The sequence below is a fragment of the Bradyrhizobium sp. 22 genome, assembly GCF_000482425.1.
Lineage (GTDB): Bacteria > Pseudomonadota > Alphaproteobacteria > Rhizobiales > Xanthobacteraceae > Bradyrhizobium > Bradyrhizobium japonicum_B.
The window spans coordinates 1,426,551-1,448,179 of sequence record NZ_KI519400.1 but is presented as its reverse complement, the minus strand read 5'-3'; the positions used below and the strand labels follow the sequence as shown (position 1 = coordinate 1,448,179).

The window sequence follows — 21,629 nt, the reverse complement described above, 5'->3', positions numbered from 1 at the left end:
TTCGGCAGAGGGCCCGGCATGACTGATCACCGCAATTCCAACGCTCCCATCGATCCCGCGAAGCTCGACCGGCTGGCCGAGGTGGCGGTGAAGGTGGGGCTGGGCTTGCGGCCGGGACAGGATCTGCTGCTCACGGCGCCCGCGATCGCGCTGCCGCTGGTCAGGCGGATCGCCGTGCACGCCTACAAGGCCGGCGCCGGTATCGTGACGCCGATCCTGTCGGACGAGGAGATGACGCTGGCGCGCTACCGCCACGGCCATGACAGCAGTTTCGATCGTGCCGCCGGCTGGCTCTATGAGGGCATGGCCAAGGCGTTCTCGGAGAACACCGCCCGGCTCGCCATCGTCGGCGACAACCCGATGCTGCTGTCGGGCGAGGATCCGTCCAAGGTGGCGCGCGCGAGCAAGGCGAATTCGATGGCGTATCAGCCGGCGCTGGAGAAGATCGTCAATTTCGACACCAACTGGAACATCATCGCCTATCCAAGCCCGTCCTGGGCCAAGCAGGTCTTCCCCAACGATCCCGAGGAGGTCGCGGTCGGCAAGCTCGCGGATGCCATTTTCGCGGCGTCCCGCGTCGATCGCGAGGATGCGATGGCCAATTGGGCCAGCCACAATGCGGTGCTGCGCGAGCGGACCAACTGGCTCAACGGCCAGCGCTTTCGCGCCCTGCAATATTCGGGACCGGGCACCGACCTCACCATCGGCCTGGCCGACGGCCACGAATGGGAGGGCGGTGCCTCGCTCTCCAAGAACGGCATCAGCTGCAACGCCAACATCCCGACCGAAGAGGTCTTCACCACGCCGCATTGCCGCCGCGTCTACGGCCATGTCGTGAGCTCGAAGCCGCTGTCCTATCAGGGCACGCTGATCGACAACATCGCGGTGCGCTTCGAGGACGGCAAGATCGTCGACGCAAAGGCCTCGCGCGGCGCGGAGGTGCTGAACAAGGTGCTCGACACCGACGAGGGCGCGCGGCGCCTCGGCGAAGTGGCGCTGGTGCCGCATTCCTCGCCGATCTCGCAGAGCGGGCTGTTGTTCTACAACACGCTGTTCGACGAGAACGCGGCATCTCACATCGCGCTCGGCCAATGCTATTCGAAATGCTTCGTCAATGGCGCGCAACTCACCCCGCAGCAGATCGCGGCGCAAGGCGGCAATCAGAGCCTGATCCATATCGACTGGATGATCGGCTCCGCCGAGACCGATATCGACGGCATCCTGCCCGACGGCAGCAAGGTGCCGGTATTCCGCAAGGGCGAGTGGGCGAAGTAGTCTGGATCACCCTGTTTGATCGCTGACGAGCGGCGGAGCGCGGCCGCAATGGCATTGTTGGGCTCCGTTCCGGTGCCTGCGCACTTTGTCGCACCCGGGATGGACCTGGTCATGTCCGCGGATTTGCAGGGGAATTGCGACGTTAACCGTCTGCACGTGTTGCTTCCGGCTGATTCTCGGAATCGATGTAAGAAAGAATTAGAAGCGGACGACTAGCGTCCGTGCGTCTTTCGAACACTCCCGGCCGGAGCCGGCCGCAAAATATCATTTTCCGAGGAAGCAAATGGCATTGATTGAAGTCGGCAGTTTCAATGTGGACCTCGAGCCGAGCCCGATCGAGCCGTCCTGGATCATCGAGGGCAATCCGGTCGCGCGCTCGCGCGTCCTGTCCACCAGCGAAGACCGCACCGCCCAGACCATCGTCTGGCACTGCACTGAAGGACGGTTCAACTGGTACTACGACATCGACGAGACGATCATGATCATGGAAGGATCGATCGTGCTCGAGAGCGACGGCATGCCGCCGAAGCGCTACGGCCCCGGCGACGTCATCTTCTTCCGCGACGGCGCGCATGCCAAATGGCATGTCGAAGGCCACGTCAAGAAGATCGCCTTCTGCCGCAAGACCAATCCCGTGATGATCGGCTTCCTGATCCGCGTCGTCAACAAGCTGAAGAAGATGTTCGTCTCCACCGGCGCGCCCCGTCCGGCCTCGCTGATGGGTGCCGGCTAAGGACAAAAAGCTTTCAAGGACGCTTCCCAGCGGCCACGACGAAGAGGGGCCCGGATCGACATCCCGGCCCCTCTTCTCGTTTCGATATCACGGCCGGCCGATGCCTAGGGCCAGCGCCGTCGTGCTTTGACTGCCACGGTCAGCCGCCAATCCTGCGCCGCTGCGGGCTTGGTTTCGCCGAGCCAATGGAAGAAGTCCTGGCTGATCTCCGTGAAGCTCCACCGCGTCAGTTCGCCGGCTTCGGTCGTGCCTTCCTGCACGATGTCCTCTCCGCGCGGACGGCCGATCTGGTGGCGGAAGACGCTGCGGGCGGGATCGAACCAGGAAATCCGCCACGCATCGATGGTTGGATCGTAAACGCGCAGCGTCGTGCCGTACCAATTGCCGGCGATCGGGAAGGCCGGCGCGCCCGTCGGCCGGGGGATCATCCAGACGTCCTGGACGGCACGGCCCTCCAGCACCCAGCCGAAATGAATCTCGCCGGGGGCGGTGTGTTCCGTGCCATCGGGTCCATGAGCGGTGATCTCGGCATCCCAGTCGCCGACGAAGCGGCCATAGAGCTGAAGCGCCGCCGCATGCTCGGGGTTCGGTCCGTCCGCGTGCAAGAGTCTGGCAAAGTCGGTCATGTCGCTCTCCTGTTGCAGGCAGATCAACACGACCGGCCGGCGGCCGGCTTGGAGAAAATTGCGTCTCAGACACCGTCGAGGATGATCACCGTCGGCTTCGACGGCAGCGCATCCCGCGACATCCGGAAGGACCGCCCGGAGTGCCGGTCGATCTCGAAATGCTGGCCGATCCGGCGCATGAAGTCGTCGAGCGGGGTCGCGAAGCGGTGCATCGGCAGCACCACCGAGGCCCGCAACCGCTTGGTGATCTCGGAGATGCCGTCCAGCGACATGGTGTAGGTGCCGTCGATCGGCACCATCACGATATCGAGCCGCCCGATCTGGGCGAAATGGCTGTCGTCGAGCTTGTGATGGAGGTGGCCGAGATGGCCGATGCAGAGGCCCGCGACCTCGAAGATGAAGATCGAATTGCCGTCGCGGATCATGTCGGAGCCGGCATCGTCGCCGAAATAACGGCGGATGTCGGTCGTGACATTTCGGATGAAGGCATCGCCGATGCGTTCCGACACGATCGCCGGCTTGCCGTCCTCGCTCCAGCCATGCAGCACGTGGGGAATGCGCCTGTCGGGGAAAAGAGTGTAGTGGGTGCTATGGGCGCGGTTCATGGTGGCGACGTCGGGCAGCCGTCCCACCTGATAGGCGCCGCTGTAATCGGTCGCGATGCGCAAGCCGCCGGGCGTGTCGATGTAATAGGTGGAATGGCCGGCATAGCTGATCTCGACCTCGGCCGCGGCCGCCGCCTGCCGAAACGCGACCGGCATCGCACGGGGCGCGGCGTTGGCCATCGCCAGGCACTCGCTGCGCTGGGGCTGCTGGGCGAGGGCAGGTGAGAGAGCTGCGCCGAACAGCGCCAAAGCCGCCGAAACAAGTCGCCACATGAATCCGTCCCCGATGACGCCCAGGACAAAGTGTAGCGTGCAATGCCGAGCCGCGCCAACAGCTGGCGATCAACAGCGCGTCAGTGTCGCACCGGTCGCCCCCTCATCCTAGTCCCGCCTTGGGCTGAACTTCCAGGTGACTGCAACGAGGCCCGCGGTGATCAGGCCGCTGATGAGGCCCGCGACAGGGAGCGCGAGCAGCAGCGCTGCCGTGGCGGCCCAGCCGATCGAGGAGAAGGCTTCGGCAATGGTCGCCAGCCGCGACGAGGTCTGGCGGCGCCGGAATTGGCTGCGCCGGGCCTGCACCCGGAACCAGAGCTGGATCGCCGTCGCGGAGGCCGCGCTGACGATGACCGCGCCGGCGCTGATCGCGGCCTGATAGGGCGAGGCGAAAGCGAGTGCCGCGACCAGCGGGCAGAAGATGACGGCGATCGCGATCAGCACCACCTCGATCTTGGCGCGGATGAGGCTGGATGGCGTCAACGGCGCCGTCGCGACCAGGTCGGGCGCATCCTCGCCCGAGATGGTCAGCCAGGCAAGTCCGCCGGCGAGCTGCCCGGCTGCCATCACGATGACGGGCGTGATCAGCGTCAGCGCCGCCGAGCTATCGCCAAAATTGCGCCAGAGCAGCAAGGCCGGCGGCACCAGATAGAGGAGCTGCATCAGGGTCTGCGAGATCAGCCAGGGATCGCGCCAGAGCAGCGAGAATTCCTTGCGCCGCAGCGCCTGTTGCCGCGAGCCGCTGCGGAACGGCCGCTCACTCGCGCGCCTGCCGCCGGACGCGGCATAGGCCGCGGCGTCGATCGCCGTGTCGGCGAAGCGGTGCGAGAAGATCGCCATGACGCTTCCGAGCAGCACCAGAGCGAGCGCCAGGAGCAGCAGCAGGGCCTCGTTGTCACCCATCACGGCCCGCGCCGGCCACCACCAGATGCTGTCGACGTCGGGGGCGTAGGCGGCCAAGGTGCCGGAGGTCAAAATGGTGAAGCGCGACAGCGTGCCGTAGGACATGATCGCGGCGACCTGGAGCGCGATCACGAAGCCGGCGCCGATGATCGCGGCGAGAATCTGGGCAATCAGGCGCGTCCGCGCCGGGCCGATCAGGCGAAACAACAGGATGGTGACGGCGATCGCGATCGCCGCGGCCGACAGGCCCATGGCGACGACGCCCCCGAACGCCGCCAGCCAGCGCGCGCCGCCACCGATCACGAGCACGTCGATGAAGGGCGTCGAGAACAGCAGCGCCATTGCGGTGACGGTTAGCGCGATCGCGGCGATGCGGACCGAGAACAGATTGGCGAGCCGCGCCGGCGAGGACATGATCAGGTCGAGATCGGCACGGGCGTAAAACACCCGCGTCACCGATTCGATCGCCTGCGACAGCATCAAGGTCCAGGCGAGAAAGATCGTCGCCGAGATCACGATCAGCGAGGATTTGTCGAGCGGCAGCTGCAGATCGGCGAAACGGCCGATCACCGCCCAGGCCGGCAGGTGCAGCAGCGCGGCGAAGCAGACCAAGCCGATGATAGCGGCGCGCGTCCGCTTGCGCCGTCCGCCGGTCATCATGGCGAACCATTCGCGCCAGGCGAGCCGGAGCTCGTGGCGGGCGAACCAGGAGAGCGCGGTCGCCGAGCTCATGCGGCTTCCGGCAGCGTCACCAGCGCGATGAAGAGATCCTCCAAACTGGTGTCGGCATCGCCGTTCTGCTGGCGCAATTCGGTCAGCGTGCCTTCGGCGACGAGGCGGCCCGAAGCGATCACACCGATGCGGTCGGCCATGCGCTCGGCCACCTCGAGAATATGCGTGGTCATGATGACGGTGCAACCGGCCCGCACACGCTCGCTGAGCAGGCCTTTCACATGCCGGGCCGAGACCGCATCGAGCCCCGTCAGCGGCTCGTCGAGGATGATGAGGCGGGGATCGTGCACCAGCGCGCCGGCCAGCGCCACCTTCTGACGCATGCCCTTCGAGAACCCCTCGCAGCGCTCGTGCCGGTGCGGCGCGAGGCCGAGCGAGGAGAGCAGGTCCTGCGCGACCGGTTCGGAGACCGGCGGCGCGATGCCCCAGAGGCCGGCGACGAATTCGAGATATTCGAGCGGGGTCAGCTTGTCGTAGATCATCGGCTCGTCGGATACCCACGCCATCACCTGCTTGGCGGCCACGGGGTCCTGGAGCGCATCGATGCCGAAGATCGAGACGCTGCCGGCATCGGGGCGCAGAAGGCCTGCAACCATGCGCAAAGTCGTGGTCTTGCCGGCGCCGTTGGGGCCGACCAGCGCATAGAATTCGCCAGCGTGGACGGTCAGATCGAGGCTGTCGACCGCCAGACGGTCAAAACGCTTCGTTAACCCCATGACTTCGAGCGCCGAGCTGTCCGGCTTCATGACGGCCACACCATCCAGTTTTGCATCGCTTCCGAGCATGATCCGAAGATGTTTCGGCACGGTGAATCGCGCTGCAGCAAATTCCGTCATCCGGATTGGACTAAAGGCAAGTCACTCCTACAAGTCACCGTTTGTTGACAGCGCTGGACGGTTCAGGCTGAATTGGTTCCGGACAAATGGCGCTAACGCAGCGAAACGACTGCGTAGCGACTGGACACAAGATGCGGCACGGCGGTCGGGAAGAGCTGCCGGTTGCATCGGGAGGAAGCGCGTCAATGCTGGATTTCGTTCAGCAGCTGGTCAGCGGTGTTGCGCTCGGCTGCGTCTACGGGCTGATCGCGCTCGGCTTCGTGCTCGTCTACAAGGCCACCGAGGTCGTCAATTTCGCCCAGGGCGATCTGATGATGCTCGGCGGCTTCTTCGCCTTCACCTTCATCGGCATGATGGGTCTGAACTACTGGATCGGCTTTGCCGGTGCGGTGGCCGCGATGGCGCTGTTCGGCATGCTGGCGGAGCGCGTGGTGGTGCGGCCGATCCTCGGCTATCCACAGTTCTCCATCATCATGGCGACCATCGGCCTCGGCTTTTTCCTGCGCTCGATCGCCGGCATGATCTGGGGCACCGACGATCTGAAGATCGAGACCCCGTTCAGCCAGGGCGTGCTGCGAATCGGCTCGCTGGTGCTCGCCTACGACAAGCTGTCGGTGATCGCGGCGACGATGATCCTGTGCACGCTGTTGTGGCTGTTCTTCAACAAGACCACGCTCGGCACCGCCATGCGGGCCAGCTCCGAGAACATGCTCGCCGCATATTATATGGGCATTCCGGTCAAGCGGGTGGTGTCGATCGTCTGGGCGATCAGCGCGGCGGTGGCGACCTGCGCCGGCGTGCTGCTGGCGCCGATCACGTTCATCCATTCCAATGTCGGCCTCGTGCTCGGCCTCAAGGCGTTCCCGGCCGCGGTGCTCGGCGGCTTCGGCTCGATCCCGGGTGCGGTGGTCGGCGGCGTCCTGATCGGCGTGATCGAGAGCATGGCCGGCTTCTACCTGCCCGAAGGCTGGAAGGATGTCGCGCCCTATCTCGTGCTGCTCGCCGTGCTGCTCCTGAAGCCCGAAGGCCTGTTCGGCCACCACGTCCGCAAGAAGGTCTGAACGCCATGCGCTTCCTGTTCAAGACCGACTACGAGGACGACATCAAGCTTTTCCCGCATTCGGGCTATTGGGTCTCGTACAGCATCCTGCTCGCGCTGCTGTTGATCGCGCCCTATGTGCTCTCCAGCTATCTGATGAGCCAGCTGGTCTTCGTCTGCATCTATGCGATCGTCGGCGTCGCGCTTCTGATCCTGACCGGCTTCACCGGCCAGGCCTCGCTCGGCCACGCTGCGTTCCTCGCCATCGGGGCCTACACCGCCGCATATTTGCAGAAATACAACGTGCCGTTCCCGGTCTACTTCCTGGTCGCCGGCGGCCTGACCGGCATCATCGGCGCGATGGTCGGCTTTCCCGCCCTGCGCCTCACCGGCATCTACCTCGTCATCGCCACCATCTCCTTTGCCCTTATCGTCGAGGAGATCCTGGCGCGCTGGGAGAGCGTCACCCACGGCAACGAGGGCATGCGGGTCAAGACGCTGTCGCTGCTCGGCATCGCGGTGCCGCGCGACAGCCCGACCTTCTATTATCTCTGTCTTGCCGTCCTGGTGCTGACCATCGTCGGCGCGCTCAACCTGCTGCGCTCGCCGACCGGACGCGCCTTCGTCGCGATCCGCGACAGCGAGACCGCGGCGCGCAGCATGGGCGTTAATGTCGCACTCTACAAGGTGAAGTCCTTTGCGATCTCGGCGGCGATCACGGGCTTTGCCGGCGTGCTGTTCGCCCACAAGCTCTCCTTCATCTCGCCGGAAATGTTCACGCTGCAGCTCTCGATCGAGTTCATCATCGTGATCCTGATCGGGGGCGCCTTCAGCCTGCACGGCGCGGTGCTGGGCGCGATCTTCATCGTGATGATCGATCCGTTCCTGACTTACCTCAAGGACGATATGCCCGGCGTGATCGCCGGGATCGCGGCGGCCTTTGGCGCCGGCCCGGCCACCGCGGGAGATATTCAGTCGAAGGTCGCGGCGTTCGCCTCGCTCAACGGCCTGAAGGGCGCGATCTACGGCATCATCATCGTGCTGTTCGTGCTGTTCGAGCCGCTCGGCCTTTACGGCCGCTGGCTGAAGATCAAGCTCTTCTTCCAGCTATTCCCGCTCTACAAGCGCGCCACCTTCAAGCGGCAGAAGATCTACGTGAAGTCGGAGCGCAACCGATGAGCTATTTCCGCGCCGAGAACCTGTCGCTGCATTTCGGGGGCCTCAAGGCCGTCGATGCGGTGTCCTTCGCGCTCGAGAAGGGCGAGATCCTGTCGATCATCGGGCCGAATGGGGCGGGCAAGAGCTCGATCTTCAACCTGATCTCGCGGATCTACCGGCCGACGTCGGGCCGGATCTTCTTCGAGGACCAGGACATCACGGAAGAGGCGCCCTACGACATCGCCAAGCTCGGCATCGCCCGGACCTTCCAGAACATCGAGCTGTTCGAGAATGCGACCGTGCTCTCCAACCTTCTGGTCGGCCGCCATCGGCACTCGACCACGCAGCTCTGGCAGGAGCTGCTGTTCCTGCCGAGCGTGCGGGCCAACGAGAAGGTGCACCGCCGCAGGGTCGAACAGGTCATCGAATTCCTCGATCTCGAACCCTATCGCGACAAGATGATCTCCGGCCTGCCTTACGGCGTGCGCAAGGTGATCGAGCTGGCGCGCGCCCTGTGCTCGGAACCGAAGCTGATCCTGCTCGACGAGCCGTCCTCCGGCCTCAACGTCGAGGAGACCGACGACATGTCGTTCTGGATCCGCGACATGAAGAGCGAACTCGGCATCACCGTGCTGATGGTCGAGCACGACATGTCGCTGGTCAATCGCGTCTCCGACCGGGTCATCGCGCTGAACTACGGCAGGGTGCTGGCGATGGGCTCGCCCGCCGAAGTGCAGCAGCACCCCGACGTCGTCGCCGCGTATCTGGGAGCCTGACGCATGGATGCTGCGGCGACACCCGATATCATCCTCAAGCTCTCCAACATCGAGAGCTATTACGGACCGATCATGGCGATCCGCGGCATCTCGCTGGAGGTACCGCGCGGCCGCATCGTCACGCTGTTGGGGGCGAACGGCGCCGGCAAGACCACCGTGTTGAAGACGATCTCCGGCATTCTCGACCCGCAGAAGGGCTCGATCGAATTCCTGGGCAAGCCGATCCAGCGCATGGAGGCGGACCGGATCGTCCGGCTTGGCCTCAGCCATGTGCCGGAGGGGAGGGAGGTGTTCCCGTTCCTGTCGGTGCGCGAGAACCTGATGATGGGCGCCTATCCGCGCAAGGACCGTGACGGCGTGGCGGAGGACCTGGAGCGCGTCTACGGCTATTTCCCGCGCCTGAAGGAGCGCATCAACCAGCCGGCCGGCCAGCTCTCCGGCGGCGAGCAGCAGATGCTCGCGATCGGGCGCGCCCTGATGAACCGGCCGACGCTGCTCTTGCTCGACGAGCCCTCGCTCGGCCTGTCGCCGCTGCTGGTGAAGGAGATCTTCACCATCATCCGCCGGGTCAACGAGGAGCAGGGCATGTCGATCCTGCTGGTCGAGCAGAATGCCAAGGTGGCGCTGGAGACGGCGCATTACGGCTACGTGCTGGAGATCGGCCGCATCGTCATGAACGACAGCTGCGACCGCTTGATGCATTCCCAGGACATCCAGGAGTTCTACCTTGGCGCCAAGGAAGCCGGCGCGCGAGGCGAGCGGCGCTGGAAGAAGAAGAAGACGTGGCGGTGAGGAAGCGCCGGCAGTAAGATGGGATTGCCCGCAAGCAAAGACCGCCGGCAAGGCAGGCAGCGGAGGGCAGAGCGACAAGGAGGAGACGCGCATGGCCGGACCGGCGGTGCTGACGGTCGCTGATACGATCGCAAAGAGCTTTTTGCGCGCTGCGGAGACGCGGGGCGATCGGCCGGCTATCCGCGAGAAGAAGTTCGGCATCTGGCAGCCGACGAGCTGGCGCCAATGGCTGGAAATCTCGAAGGAGATCGCCTACGCGCTTCATGCGACCGGCTTCAGGCCCGGCGAGGTCGCCTCCATCATCGCCAACGCCGTCCCGGAATGGGTCCATGCCGACATGGGCATCCTGTGCGCCGGCGGCGTCTCCTCGGGCATCTACCCGACCGACTCCTCGTCCCAGGTCGAATACCTCGTCAACGATTCCGGGACGAAAGTCATCTTCGCCGAGGACGAGGAGCAGCTCGACAAGATTCTCGCCTGCCGGGCGCGCTGCCCGTCCTTGCAGAAGATCATCGTGTTCGACATGGAGGGTCTCAGCGGCTTCTCCGACGACATGGTGATGTCCCTCGACGAATTTTGCGCGCTCGGCCGCAATCACATGGTCGGGCGCGAGGCGCTGTGGCAGGAGATGATCGACAGCCGCGGCCCCGGCGATCTCGCCATCCTCGTCTACACGTCCGGCACAACCGGCCCGCCCAAGGGCGCGATGCACGCCAACCGCAGCGTCACCCACCAGATGCGGCATGCCAACGACTTCATCCCGGCGCGAGAGGACGAGGACAGGCTGATCTTCCTGCCGCTCTGCCACGTCGCCGAGCGCATCGGCGGCTATTACATCTCGGTCGCGCTCGGCTCGGTGATGAATTTCGCCGAGAGCCCGGAGACAGTACCGGACAATCTGCGCGAGGTGCAGCCGACCGTCTTCCTCGCGGTGCCGCGCATCTGGGAGAAATTCTACTCAGCGATCACCATCGCGCTGAAGGATGCGACGCCGCTGCAGCAATGGGTCTATCGCCGCGCCATCGGCATCGGCTACCGCATGGTCGAGTACAGGCTCGAGGGCAAGCCGCCGCCGCTGTCGCTGCGCATCGCCAATGGTCTTGCCTATCGCATCGCCTTCCGCAACATCCGCCGCATGATCGGGCTCGATCGCTGCCGCATCGCCTTCACAGGCGCAGCGCCGATCGCGCCGGAGCTGATCCGCTGGTATCTCGCGCTCGGCATCGACGTGCACGAGGTCTACGGCCAGACCGAGAATTGCGGCGTCGCCACCATGATGCCGGCGGAGCGGATCAAGCTTGGCTCGGTCGGCACCGCGGTGCCCTGGGGCGAGGTCGCGCTGTCGCCCGAGGGCGAGATCCTGATCAAAGGCGACTTCCTGTTCATGGGTTATTTGAACCAGCCGGAGAAGACCGCCGAGACCATCGATTCACGCGGCTGGCTGCACACCGGCGACGTCGGCACCATCGACAATGAAGGCTTCGTCCGCATCACCGACCGGATGAAGGACATCATCATCACTTCCGGCGGCAAGAACATCACGCCGTCCGAGATCGAGAATCAGCTCAAGTTCTCGCCCTACATCTCCGATGCCGTCGTGATCGGCGACAAGCGGCCGTATCTGACCTGCCTCGTGATGATCGACCAGGAGAATGTCGAGAAATTCGCCCAGGACCACGACATTCCCTTCACCAATTATGCCAGCCTGTGCCGGGCAGTGGAGATTCAGGACTTGATCTGGCGCGAGATCGAGCAGGTCAACGGCAATTTTGCCCGCGTCGAAACCATCAAGAAGTTCTACCTGATCGAGCGCCAGCTCACGCCGGAAGACGAGGAGCTGACGCCGACCATGAAGCTGAAGCGCGGTTTCGTGAACAAGCGCTATGCCGCCGAGATCGAAGCGATGTATCGCCAGCGCGCCGTGGCATGACGCATGCGCATGCCTCGGAAAAGTGGAAACCGGTTTTCCGAGAAGGGGCATGCGCAAAAAAGAAAAGTCGCATCTGAGAAAGCGAAGGAGCGACGGCCCCCGCCCTTCGCGTAACACGGGCCTTTAGGAGAGGAGACGTCAATGTCGAAATCGTTCAGCGCGTTCGGCCTTGCTGTGAGTGCAATGGTGCTCACCTGTCTGCCGGCCGCGGCGCAGACCAAGGTCACCAACGAGGGCATCTCGGCAACAGAGATCGTCGTCGGCACCCATCAGGACTTGTCGGGTCCGATCAAGGGATGGGGCGTTCCGGTCTCCAACGGCATGAAGATGGCAACCGAGGAGATCAACGCGGCGGGCGGCGTCAACGGCCGCAAGATCCGCCTGGTCGTCGAGGACAGCGGCTATGATCCGAAGAAGGCGGTGCTGGCTTCGCAGAAGCTGATCGAGCGCGACAAGATCTTCGCGATGGTGGGACCGATGGGATCGCCGACCGTGCTCGCCGCGCAGGACATCCTGTTCGACGCCGGCGTGCTGCAGCTGTTCCCGCTGACTGCGGCCGAGTTCACCTTCAAGTTCGACCCGGCCAAGCCGCAGGAGCGGCTGAAGTTCAACAATCTGCTGCCCTACGTCGAGAGCACCCGGGCCGCGCTGAAATACATGATGGAATGGAAGGGCTTCAAGAAGCCCTGCATCATGCATCAGGACGACGAGTACGGGAAGAACGTGCTCGACGGCTTCAATCAGCAGCTCACCGCCATGAAGGCGCAGCCGGCTTCGATCACGAGCTACAAGCGCGGCGCCTCCGATTTCAGCGCGCAGGTGGCCAAGATGAAGTCCGATGGCTGCGACCTCGTCGTGCTCGGCACCGTGCTCCGCGAGACCATCGGGGCGATGTCCGAAGCCAAGAAGCTTGGCTGGGACGTGACCTTCCTCGGTGCCACTCCCACCAACGTGATGGAGGTTCCTGCATTGGGCAAGGAAGCCGTCGAAGGTCTCTACGCCGCCAGCGGCTTCGAGATTCCCTATGAGGACACCGCCAAGGGCAAGGTGAAGGACTGGCTCGTCAACTACAAGAAGATGTTCGGCGCCGACGCCAACACGCAGGCCATCATCGGCTACAATGCGATGATGACCTTCGCCTTCTATGCGCAGAAGGCGGGCAAGGATCTCACGGGCCAGAAGATGCTCGATGCGCTGGAATCGGGCGAGAAATTCCTCGACATCTTCAACTCGCCGCCGACCAAGTTCTCCAAGACCGACCACCTCGCCAACACCATCACCCAGGTGCAGCAGGTCAAGGGCGGCCGCTGGGTGCTGGTGAAGGACAATCTGATGTTCTGATGCTCTGGCCTCTCCCCACGTGCGGGGAGAGGCCGCGTCGCATCGAAGATGCGATGCGGGTGAGGGGGACTCTCCGCGAGTCCAACTCTCACCGTGATCGCAGAGACAGCCCCTCACCCCAACCCTCTCCCCGCGAAGAACGGGGAGAGGAGACAAGCTACGATCCCCCGCCCGTCGTCCCCGCATTCACCGGGGCCAGCTCGTCCTCCCGGCAGCGCCAGCCGTCGGCGGCCTTCACGAACGCAAAGGTCCGCTGGATGCGCAGGCGGCGCGTCACGTTGAAGGATTCCGCCGAGCGCCCGTTGTTGGCGGCGCCTGCCTGCGGGCGGCCCGTCCGTGCGTCCCAGCAGGTGCCGGTGCAGGTGGTCGCGACCTTGCTGCACATGGTGAAGGGCGCCAGTACGGCCATCTCGATTTCGCCCGTGATCTGCGCCTCCTGCTCGGTCACCTGGCTGTCGAGCGCGTAGACGCGGTTGATGCGCAGGAAATTGCCGCAGGAATTGGCCGCATGGATCCGCGCCGCGCAGAAGTCGATCGCGTCGGTGTCGGGGAGGCGGGCCGCGATTTGCCGGCCGAATGCCTTCCTTGGGTCTCCCTTGGCCGCGCGGATTTCCTCGGTCTTGCGCCTCAGATGATCGGCGAGACAGTCCTCCGCGGATTCGAGCTCCTGCAGCGGCACGTTCTCCTTGCCGACCAGATTGCATTTGCGATCGCGCTCGCGGGTCCACCTGCCATATTCGGCGAAGGCAAAGCGCGCCGCGGTCGGGTCCAGCTTGCCGATCAGGCCGAGCACCTGGCCATTGAGCTCCGTCTCCGCCAGCGCTAGTGACGGGTCCGCGCAGATCAGCGCGCCCGCCGCGGTGTTGGCCGCCAGGCAGTCGAAGTCGGGATCGCGCACGATCGCAGCCCGCTCCTCGGTCACCTTGAGCAGGCACGCCTTCACCCGATCGAAATCGTCGGCGCGGACGGGACTCTGCCCGACGATGCCGCAGCTGAGATTGCGCTGTCGGATCCAGATCGCATTCTCCTCGATCGCAGGCAGGCGATCGGGCAGGCGGGCGAGGCGCGCCTCGATCGCCGTGCTCAGCTTCTCGGCGGCGGCCGCGAGCGTGGCATCACCGCAGAACAATTGGTTGCCGGGGTCGCGAATCTGCTGGCAGTTGTTCTTGGTGAATAGCGGAAGCCGATCGGCGATGGAGCGGTCGGACGGCGAGGATTGCGCCAAGGCCGGGGCGGCCGGCAATGCCAGCAGCGCAAGCACAGACAGCACGGTGATGCGCATTCTCTTCGTCCCCCGGCACGGCCTCGGCCATGCTAAAGCATGATCCGGAAAAGTGCGCAGCGGTTTTCCGAAAAGATCATGCTCAAACAACAACCTAAAGCGCGATGACGATCATCCTAATCGCATCGCGCTTTAGCGTCACGCATGGCGCGGTGGAATGGACTTGTGGGGGAAGTCTGAGGTGACGTCCGGGCTATGAGTCCGCCGGACCGGTCAACGGACCTCGGCAGCGACCATGGAGAATCGCACGGGTTCGTCGACATATTTCAGCACGCCCGACCGGTCGAGCGCGAACAGCGGCTGGTAGCTCCGCGCAGCCTCGTCCTCGAGCATCGCCATGCGGCGGTTGTCGAGCATCAGCCAGTGGCCGTCGAGCCTTGCCGCGGCGACCGCATGATCTTCACCGGCCCTGAGGTCGCGCACCACGACGATGCGAAGGTCTTCGGCGGCAATTCCGGCCAGCCGTAGCGCGGCCAGCTTGGCGATAGCGTAGTCCTCGCAATCGCCGGTGCCGTTCGCGAAGGTCGCAAGCGGCGAGCTCCAGACGTCGTCGATGCCGTCATTGGCGGCCCGGATGGCCAGGTTGATGGCGCGGTTGGTCTCGCCGAGGCGTGCGCGGCCGTCGCGAGCGCGGGCCTGGTCGACGATGGCGAGTAGCTTGAGGGCCGCGGGCGATGCGCAATTGTCCCGGTCGCCGTCGCACAGCGCCAGCTGCACCATGTCGTCGTCGAGCCTGTCCTTCAGCGCAAGCCATTTCTGCCGCAGGCCGCCGGACGAAATGGCGAAGGCGAACACGCCGAACGGCTCGGCGGACTTGCGCACGAGAACGCCGGCTCCCGGCGACAGCAGCGAGCCGGCGCGAAGCTCGGCGGCCGATCCGAAAAGGATCAATCCGCACAGCACAAGGATTGCGCGCCAGGCGCGCGAGCGAGCAGCGGTCTCCATCTGACATCCCCTTCCCTGGCTTCGCCGGGTCCCCCTCGACCTCGACGTGCCGGGCTTTGTTGCTTTCGGGGAGATAGTGGGAGGCGGGCCGTTTTGTTCTGCTTAACGCGCCCGGCTGGGGCGACAAAACCGGGAAACAGGCTGAAATGGGCCTGCCCGGATTGCGTAAAATTTTACGATTCGCCGGCTAGGAGGCGTCCGGCCGCCGCCAAACGGAGGCAAATGCAGACAGAGGTTGTAGGAGGGCCGAATCTGCGCGCGATGGCTAACACCCCCAATTTCATGGGGTTCTGTTAGTTAGGTCACAGATTTAACTCCGTATTTGCCGCAGGATGTGACGGGACCCCGCGAAGCAAAGAAGATGTAAGTATCTGCTCCCGCAACTATACAGCAGGTTACTTTGGATGACTGGAAATGCGCGCAAAACGGCCGGATTTGACTTCAACATATTTGACGGATTACTTACTCTCCTCTTACGGGAGTCGAAGCCGTGGGGCTTCTGACGCCAAGTGATGCGAAATCACACAAGCAATAGGTGGTATCGCTAAGGACTTGCTAATGCTATGCAAGCATAGGCAGTTGATACTTACTTAAATTTTAACCCTTTTCACGGTGCCCGGTTGAATTACGCTGGCCAGTTTGACGGCGCGATTTCCTTGGACGGCAAGGGTTCCCGCTCGCCCGGCAACGCCCATGTCGATTCCTTTACGGCGAAAGCGCATGGTCACGTGCCCGAGGGCGCGTTCGTCGTTCCCGACCCCAACCTGATCTTCAACGGCGAGTTCAAGCGCACGGGCCTCGATCTCGTGTTGTCCCACGAGGGGCACGAGTTCGTCGTTCACGATTATTTCCGGGGCGACAAGCGCGCCGCGCTCGCCTCGCCCGATGGCGCCCACCTCACCGGCGAAATCGTCAGCGCGCTCACCGGCCATGTCCAGGTTGCGCAAGCCGCGCCCGGCGCAGCCGCGGCCCAGGTCATCGGCCACGTCACCAAGCTCGTCGGCAGCGCGACCGCGATCCGCAACGGCGTCTCGGTCATCCTGAACAACGGCGACAACGTCGAGAAGGGCGACGTGGTTTCGACCGGCTCCGATTCGACCCTCGGCATCACCTTCATCGACGGCACCGTGTTCGGCCTGTCCTCGAATGCGCGGATGGTGCTGAACGAAATGGTCTACGACCCCAACGGGTCGAGCAATTCCTCGTTGCTGAGCCTCGTCGCCGGCACCATCACCTTCGTCGCCGGCGAGACCGCCAAGCACGGCGACATGAAGATCGACACCCCGGTCGCCACCATGGGCATCCGCGGCACCGCGGTGCTCACCCAGATCAATTTCGTCGTTCCCGCCGGCGGCGGCGATCCGCAGCCGCAAGCGAGCTTCCAGGTGCTGGTCGAGCCGAACGGCACGACCGGCTCCTACATCCTGTTCGACAAGGTCACGCTGCTGCCGATCGCGACGGTCAACCAGGCCGGCCAGATGATCCAGATCAGCGGCGGCAACGTCTCGATCACAAATGCGCTGATGTCGCCGGACGTGCAGAAGCTGATCACCGACGTGTTCACGCTGAAGTTCTCCGACAACAACACCAACACCAAGCTGACCACGAACTTCACCGACACGCTCACGCCGATGAGCCTGGACGTGGTGTTCAAGTCGAGCTCCGGCCCGATCGCGATCGCGACCTTCGTCAACCTCAATCCGCAGGGGCAGGAGGGGCCCAGCACGTCCACACCGCCCATCGTGCGTATCCCCGGCCAACCGATTGCGCAGAGCTTCGACGCCAGCGGCAATGTGAAGACGGCGTTCGCGTTGACCGAGCGTGCCGGCGCCACCGGCGCGACGGATGCCGACACGATCTCCGGCCTGATCCGATTCGTCGACCAAAACCTCGGCGACCGGCCGACGGTGAGCATCAGCCTCGCCGAAGCGCCGAACTATGTCTACAAGGACGCCGGCCAGCACGACGTCACCGGCTCGCTGACCGATCTGCAGAAGCACGGCATCGCAGCGACGCAGATCCAGATCAGCGTCGTCCCCGACGCCGGCAACGACAACAACGGCTCGGCGGTCTGGACCTACACGATCCCGGACCACGTCTTCGACTTCCTCGCCGCCGGCGAAACCGTGACGCTGACCTACATGGTCCGCGTCGACACCAATTTCGCAGTGAGCCCCGAATCGGCGTTCATCCCGATCACCATCACGATCACGGGGACCAACGACAAGCCCACCGTGACGACGTCAGACGGCACGATCTTCGAGCAGGTCGGGACCGGCAACGAGGCTCTCGACACCATCACCGGCACCGTCACCTTCACCGACGCCGATCTGACGGATCGGCCGATCGTGAGCGCGGAACTGTCGTCCACTCAGCCGTTCAAATATCTCGACTCGGAAGGCAACGACATCACCGCGACGTTGACGCCCGCGCAACTCGCGGCGATCTCTGCCGTCAAGGTGCCCTTGACCGTGGTGCAGGGCGCCGGAAACGGCAACAACGGCACGGCCACCTGGACCTACAGCGTTCCCGATCATCTGTTCGACTTCCTCGGCGAGGACGAGAAGCTGATTCTCAATTACGTGGTGCAGGTCGACGACGGCCACGGCGGTGTCGTCAGCACGCCGCTCACGGTGTCCATCGATGGCGCCGACGTCAATGTCGAGGGCACCAACGATGTGCCGACGATCGTCGAGGCCGAGACGTATACGACCGGCGCCGTGACTGAAGATGCGGCGGCACCGCTGGTAGCCAACGGCACCATCACGTTCAACGATCCAGATCTCACGGACACTCACACCGCAAGCTTCGTTGTGAAGTCGACGACGTCGAGCGCGCATCTCCCCGGCTTCAGCAACGGAATCTCACATGTCGGCACGTTCGCGCTGACGGCAGTGAGCGAAAGTCCCGGCGCCAGTTCGCAAGGATCGGTCGGCTGGAGCTTTACGCTCGACAATAACGATCCGGTGCTGCAGTCGCTGGCCGAAGGCCAGACCATCACCCAAGTCTACACCGTCACGGTGATCGACATCCACGATGCGGCGGTGACTCAGGACGTCACCGTCACGATCACAGGGACCAACGATGCCCCGACCATCACCAGCGATGAAGATGCGGCGAAGGGCTGCGTCACCGAGGACGCCGGCTTGCCGCTCTCGATCGGCGGCACGCTGGCGATCCGGGACCTGGATCTGATCGACACCCACACGGCACAAGCGGTGTTCACCTCGTCGTCCGTCAGCTTCCCTCTGCCCGGGTTCGGCGTCAACGCGAACATCGGCACCTTCACGATCGATCCGTCGGTCCTGGAATCCAACGTGGACACGAACAACGGTGCTACGCTGGACTGGCACTTCACGCTCGACAACAACAATGCGGTGCTGCAGTCGCTGGCGCAGGGCCAGAGCATCACCCAGGTCTACACCGTCACCTTCAAGGACAATCACAACGCGACGGTCACGCAGCAGGTCACGGTCACGATCAACGGCGCCAACGACGCGCCGACGATCATCAGCAGCGCCGCGGATGCCGCCGGAGCCGTGACCGAGGACAGCGCGACGCTGTCGATCGACGGCACACTTGAAATCCAGGACCTCGACCTGATCGATACGCACACCGCGCAGGCGGTGTTCAAGTCGTCATTCGTCAGCTCGGCCCTGCCGGGGTTCGGCGCCAACGCGAACATCGGCACTTTCACGATCGATCCGTCGGTGTTCGAATCCAGTACTGATACCAGCAACAGCGCGACGCTGGGCTGGCACTTCAGCCTCGACAACAGCAATGCGGTGCTGCAGTCGCTGGCGCAGGACCAGACCATCACCCAGGTCTACACCGTCATCTTCACCGACTATCACGGTGCCCAGATATCCCAGGACGTCACCGTCACGATCACGGGCGTCAACGATGCGCCGACAATCACGAGCGGGGCCGGCGCGGCAGAAGGCGACGTCACCGAGGATGACGGCGCAACGCTGGCGACGAGCGGCACGCTGGCGATCCAGGATGTCGACCTGATCGACACCCACTCGGTTCAGTGGTCGTTCAAGTCGTCGTCCGTCAGCACGGAACTGCCGGGCTTCGGGACTGGTTCGCATATCGGCAACTTCACGATCGGCATGCTGTCCGAATCCAACATCGACACCAGCAATGCGGCGACGCTGAACTGGCAGTTCACGCTGGATAATGACAATCCCGTGCTGCAGTCGCTCGCCGAAGGGCAGACCATCACCCAGGTCTACACCGTCATTTTCACCGACAATCACGGTGCCCAGGTTTCGCAGGACGTCACCGTCACGATCACCGGCACCAACGACGAGCCCGCCGTCTCGTATGTGACGTCGGACTACATGACTTTCGATGGCCAGACCATTGCGGTCGGCGAGGTGCCGACGGTCGCCACCGACGACGTGACATTGGCCGGCTGGGTGAACTGGAACGGAGCCGCTTCGCCCGAAGGCCAGGTCTTGTTCTACAACGGCAATACCTCGACCGCCGGTTTCGGCCTTATCGGCACGGTCATCAACGGCAAGCTGGAGATCGATATCCTGGAGGGAGGCGTCGAGATCCAGGATACCGGCTTTGCGCTGACCGTAGGTGAATGGCACAACCTCGCCTTGACGCGCGACGATGGCATCTTCACGCTCTACGTCGACGGCAACGCCGTCTACTCCGGCAGCGGGAATGTTAACGCGATCGGGAACGGTCAGGATCCGTCCTACATGATGATCGGGGCGGCGAGCGACAGGTACGTCCCAGGCTTCGGGGCGCAAGGCTTCACCGGCTCGATCGCCGATGTCAGCGTCTGGACCACCGCGCTCACGCAGGCGCAGATCCAGTCGATCGATTTCACGGCGCTCACCGGCAGCGAGGCGAATCTGGCTGCGTATTATCAGCTGGGCGACGGCAGCGGGACCACGGCCTCGAATTCGGTCAATCCCGACAAGAGCCTCACAATCGATGGCGATGCGGACTGGGCCGGCAGCACCGTTGGACCGGGCGGCGCTGTTGCGGATCTCATTGAGACGAATGCCGGCCAGCGCTCGCGCGGCGTGCTGTCCGTCTCCGACGTGGACGCGATCGATCACGTCACGGTGGCGGTCGGAGAGATGCAGGTCTCTCTCGACGGCGTGACGCAAACCGGCGACGTCGGCGGGCTGTCGCATGCGACTCTCCTGAACTATCTGACCGTCCCGTCCGGCAATATTCTCGACGGCACGGTCACACACGCTCAGTTCACCTGGCAGTTCAACTCGGGCAACCAGGCTTTCGACTTCCTCGCCGCCGGCCAGACGCTGTCACTGCAATACACGGTCGTGCCGTCGGATGGTCTCGGCGGGGGCGCGGGTGCCGTCGTTACCATCAACATCGACGGCACAAACGACGCGCCGACGCTCGCCGACCTTTCCATCGGTTCGCTGGCGGATACGGCTGCTGCCGACACCTTCTCCAATTTGATCGGGACGCTGGCAGGGACGGATGTCGATAGCGGCGAGACGGCGGCGCTGACTTATTCAGTTCTGAACGCGGATCACGAGGCCAAGGCGACGGTTGCAGGCCTGTACGGTTCGCTGACCGTCAATTCCGACGGCAGCTACAGCTACGTTCCCAACGCAGCGGCCATCAACGCCCTTTCGGATGGGGCCTATACCGATATATTCACCGTCCAGACCAAAGATGCGCATGGTGCGACCGGCACGGCAACGCTCACGGTGGACGTGACCGGCGCGGACGAGGAGAATGTCGCGCCGGTGATCGACGTCAACCAGATCAGCGTATCGCAGGAAGGCGTTCAAGTCTTCGTTCACGGCATTGTGGTCACAGACGCCGACGCTGCTCCTGATGAAACCTTCACACTCACCGCGGTGGCGGATTCGGGCACTTATGTCGAGCCTGCACCGACGTCCGATACCTTGGACAGCGTCAATTCAGCACTCCAGGGGCTGGCATACACTGAGCCCGGCCAAAGCACGGCTGCCACGGACAAAGTGGCTATTACCGTCACCGACGGTCATGGCGCGACCGATACGGTCAACCTGATCTTCAATTTGAGCGAACAAGGTCCGGTGACGCTCGCCAGCACGACCGGCAAGGACGTGCTGTTCGGGTCCGGTTATGAGGATCAGTTCAAGTTCGCGGCAAACTCGAACCACGACATAGTCCTCGAGTTTGAGCACGGTCAGGACCACATCGACCTGACGGCCTTGGGGGCGATCAGCGACATCGAGGCGTGGATGACCGAACATGTAGCCGCGTCGGGGACGGCAGACACCCTGATCACGATCGATGCCGCGAACACGGTTCTTCTGAAGGGCGTCAGCAGTCTTCAGTCGAGCGACATACTCCATGCCTGATCGCTGCGCGATGGGCCACGATCGTCCATCCAC

15 protein-coding genes are annotated in these 21,629 nt (G+C 63.9%); 9 read left to right on the top strand and 6 right to left on the bottom strand.

The window, feature by feature from the left end:
• Positions 1-18: 18 nt before the first annotated feature.
• Together K410_RS0132120 and K410_RS0132115 are read left to right on the top strand one after the other, a co-directional pair.
• A complete protein-coding gene (locus tag K410_RS0132120; RefSeq protein WP_028138678.1) occupies positions 19-1,275 on the top strand; it encodes an aminopeptidase in 1,257 nt (418 codons plus the stop codon).
• Positions 1,276-1,558: 283 nt separating this feature from the next.
• On the top strand, positions 1,559-2,008 hold the full coding sequence (locus K410_RS0132115) for a cupin domain-containing protein (protein ID WP_028138677.1): 450 nt from the start codon (positions 1,559-1,561) through the stop codon (positions 2,006-2,008).
• 104 nt (positions 2,009-2,112) lie between these two features.
• Here K410_RS0132115 and K410_RS0132110 read toward each other — a convergent pair whose 3' ends face one another.
• From K410_RS0132110 to K410_RS0132095, 4 genes are all read right to left on the bottom strand, one after another.
• Entirely contained in the window at positions 2,113-2,634 is a 522-nt protein-coding gene (locus K410_RS0132110; protein ID WP_028138676.1) for a hypothetical protein, read from the bottom strand.
• Between the two features lie 65 nt (positions 2,635-2,699).
• A complete protein-coding gene (locus K410_RS0132105) occupies positions 2,700-3,512 on the bottom strand; it encodes an MBL fold metallo-hydrolase (protein ID WP_028138675.1) in 813 nt (270 codons plus the stop codon).
• A 108-nt stretch (positions 3,513-3,620) separates the two neighbouring features.
• The gene (locus K410_RS0132100; protein WP_028138674.1) at positions 3,621-5,147 is read right to left on the bottom strand and encodes a hypothetical protein; all 1,527 of its coding nucleotides are present in this window, start codon (positions 5,145-5,147) and stop codon (positions 3,621-3,623) included.
• Positions 5,144-5,893: an ABC transporter ATP-binding protein gene (locus tag K410_RS0132095; RefSeq protein ID WP_028138673.1), complete on the bottom strand. Its 750-nt coding sequence runs from the start codon at positions 5,891-5,893 to the stop codon at positions 5,144-5,146. Before K410_RS0132095 ends, K410_RS0132100 begins: the two co-directional genes overlap by 4 nt.
• 275 nt (positions 5,894-6,168) lie before the next feature.
• Here K410_RS0132095 and K410_RS0132090 point away from each other — a divergent pair, with 275 nt between their 5' ends.
• The 6 genes from K410_RS0132090 (at position 6,169) to K410_RS0132065 (ending at position 13,019) form a co-directional block, all read left to right on the top strand.
• Positions 6,169-7,044 carry a branched-chain amino acid ABC transporter permease gene (locus K410_RS0132090; protein WP_028138672.1) on the top strand — a complete coding sequence of 292 codons (876 nt, stop codon included), beginning with the start codon at positions 6,169-6,171 and terminating at the stop codon, positions 7,042-7,044.
• A gap of 5 nt (positions 7,045-7,049) precedes the next feature.
• Positions 7,050-8,201 (top strand): branched-chain amino acid ABC transporter permease, encoded by a 1,152-nt coding sequence (locus K410_RS0132085; protein WP_028138671.1) that lies wholly within the window; start codon positions 7,050-7,052, stop codon positions 8,199-8,201.
• Positions 8,198-8,956: an ABC transporter ATP-binding protein gene (locus tag K410_RS0132080; RefSeq protein WP_028138670.1), complete on the top strand. Its 759-nt coding sequence runs from the start codon at positions 8,198-8,200 to the stop codon at positions 8,954-8,956. Before K410_RS0132085 ends, K410_RS0132080 begins: the two co-directional genes overlap by 4 nt.
• A gap of 3 nt (positions 8,957-8,959) precedes the next feature.
• Positions 8,960-9,748: an ABC transporter ATP-binding protein gene (locus K410_RS0132075; protein ID WP_028138669.1), complete on the top strand. Its 789-nt coding sequence runs from the start codon at positions 8,960-8,962 to the stop codon at positions 9,746-9,748.
• Between the two features lie 91 nt (positions 9,749-9,839).
• Complete coding sequence (locus K410_RS0132070) at positions 9,840-11,678, top strand: AMP-dependent synthetase/ligase (RefSeq protein WP_028138668.1); 1,839 nt, start codon at positions 9,840-9,842, stop codon at positions 11,676-11,678.
• A 141-nt stretch (positions 11,679-11,819) separates the two neighbouring features.
• Positions 11,820-13,019, top strand: a complete 1,200-nt coding sequence (locus tag K410_RS0132065; protein WP_028138667.1) for an ABC transporter substrate-binding protein — start codon at positions 11,820-11,822, stop codon at positions 13,017-13,019.
• Between the two features lie 157 nt (positions 13,020-13,176).
• Here K410_RS0132065 and K410_RS0132060 read toward each other — a convergent pair whose 3' ends face one another.
• Complete coding sequence (locus tag K410_RS0132060) at positions 13,177-14,301, bottom strand: lysozyme inhibitor LprI family protein (protein WP_028138666.1); 1,125 nt, start codon at positions 14,299-14,301, stop codon at positions 13,177-13,179.
• 213 nt (positions 14,302-14,514) lie between these two features.
• Complete coding sequence (locus K410_RS0132055) at positions 14,515-15,246, bottom strand: transglutaminase-like cysteine peptidase (protein ID WP_028138665.1); 732 nt, start codon at positions 15,244-15,246, stop codon at positions 14,515-14,517.
• A 620-nt stretch (positions 15,247-15,866) separates the two neighbouring features.
• Here K410_RS0132055 and K410_RS0132050 point away from each other — a divergent pair.
• Positions 15,867-21,596, top strand: coding sequence for a VCBS domain-containing protein (locus K410_RS0132050; protein ID WP_028138664.1), 5,730 nt, complete (start codon positions 15,867-15,869; stop codon positions 21,594-21,596).
• Positions 21,597-21,629 lie beyond the last annotated feature (33 nt).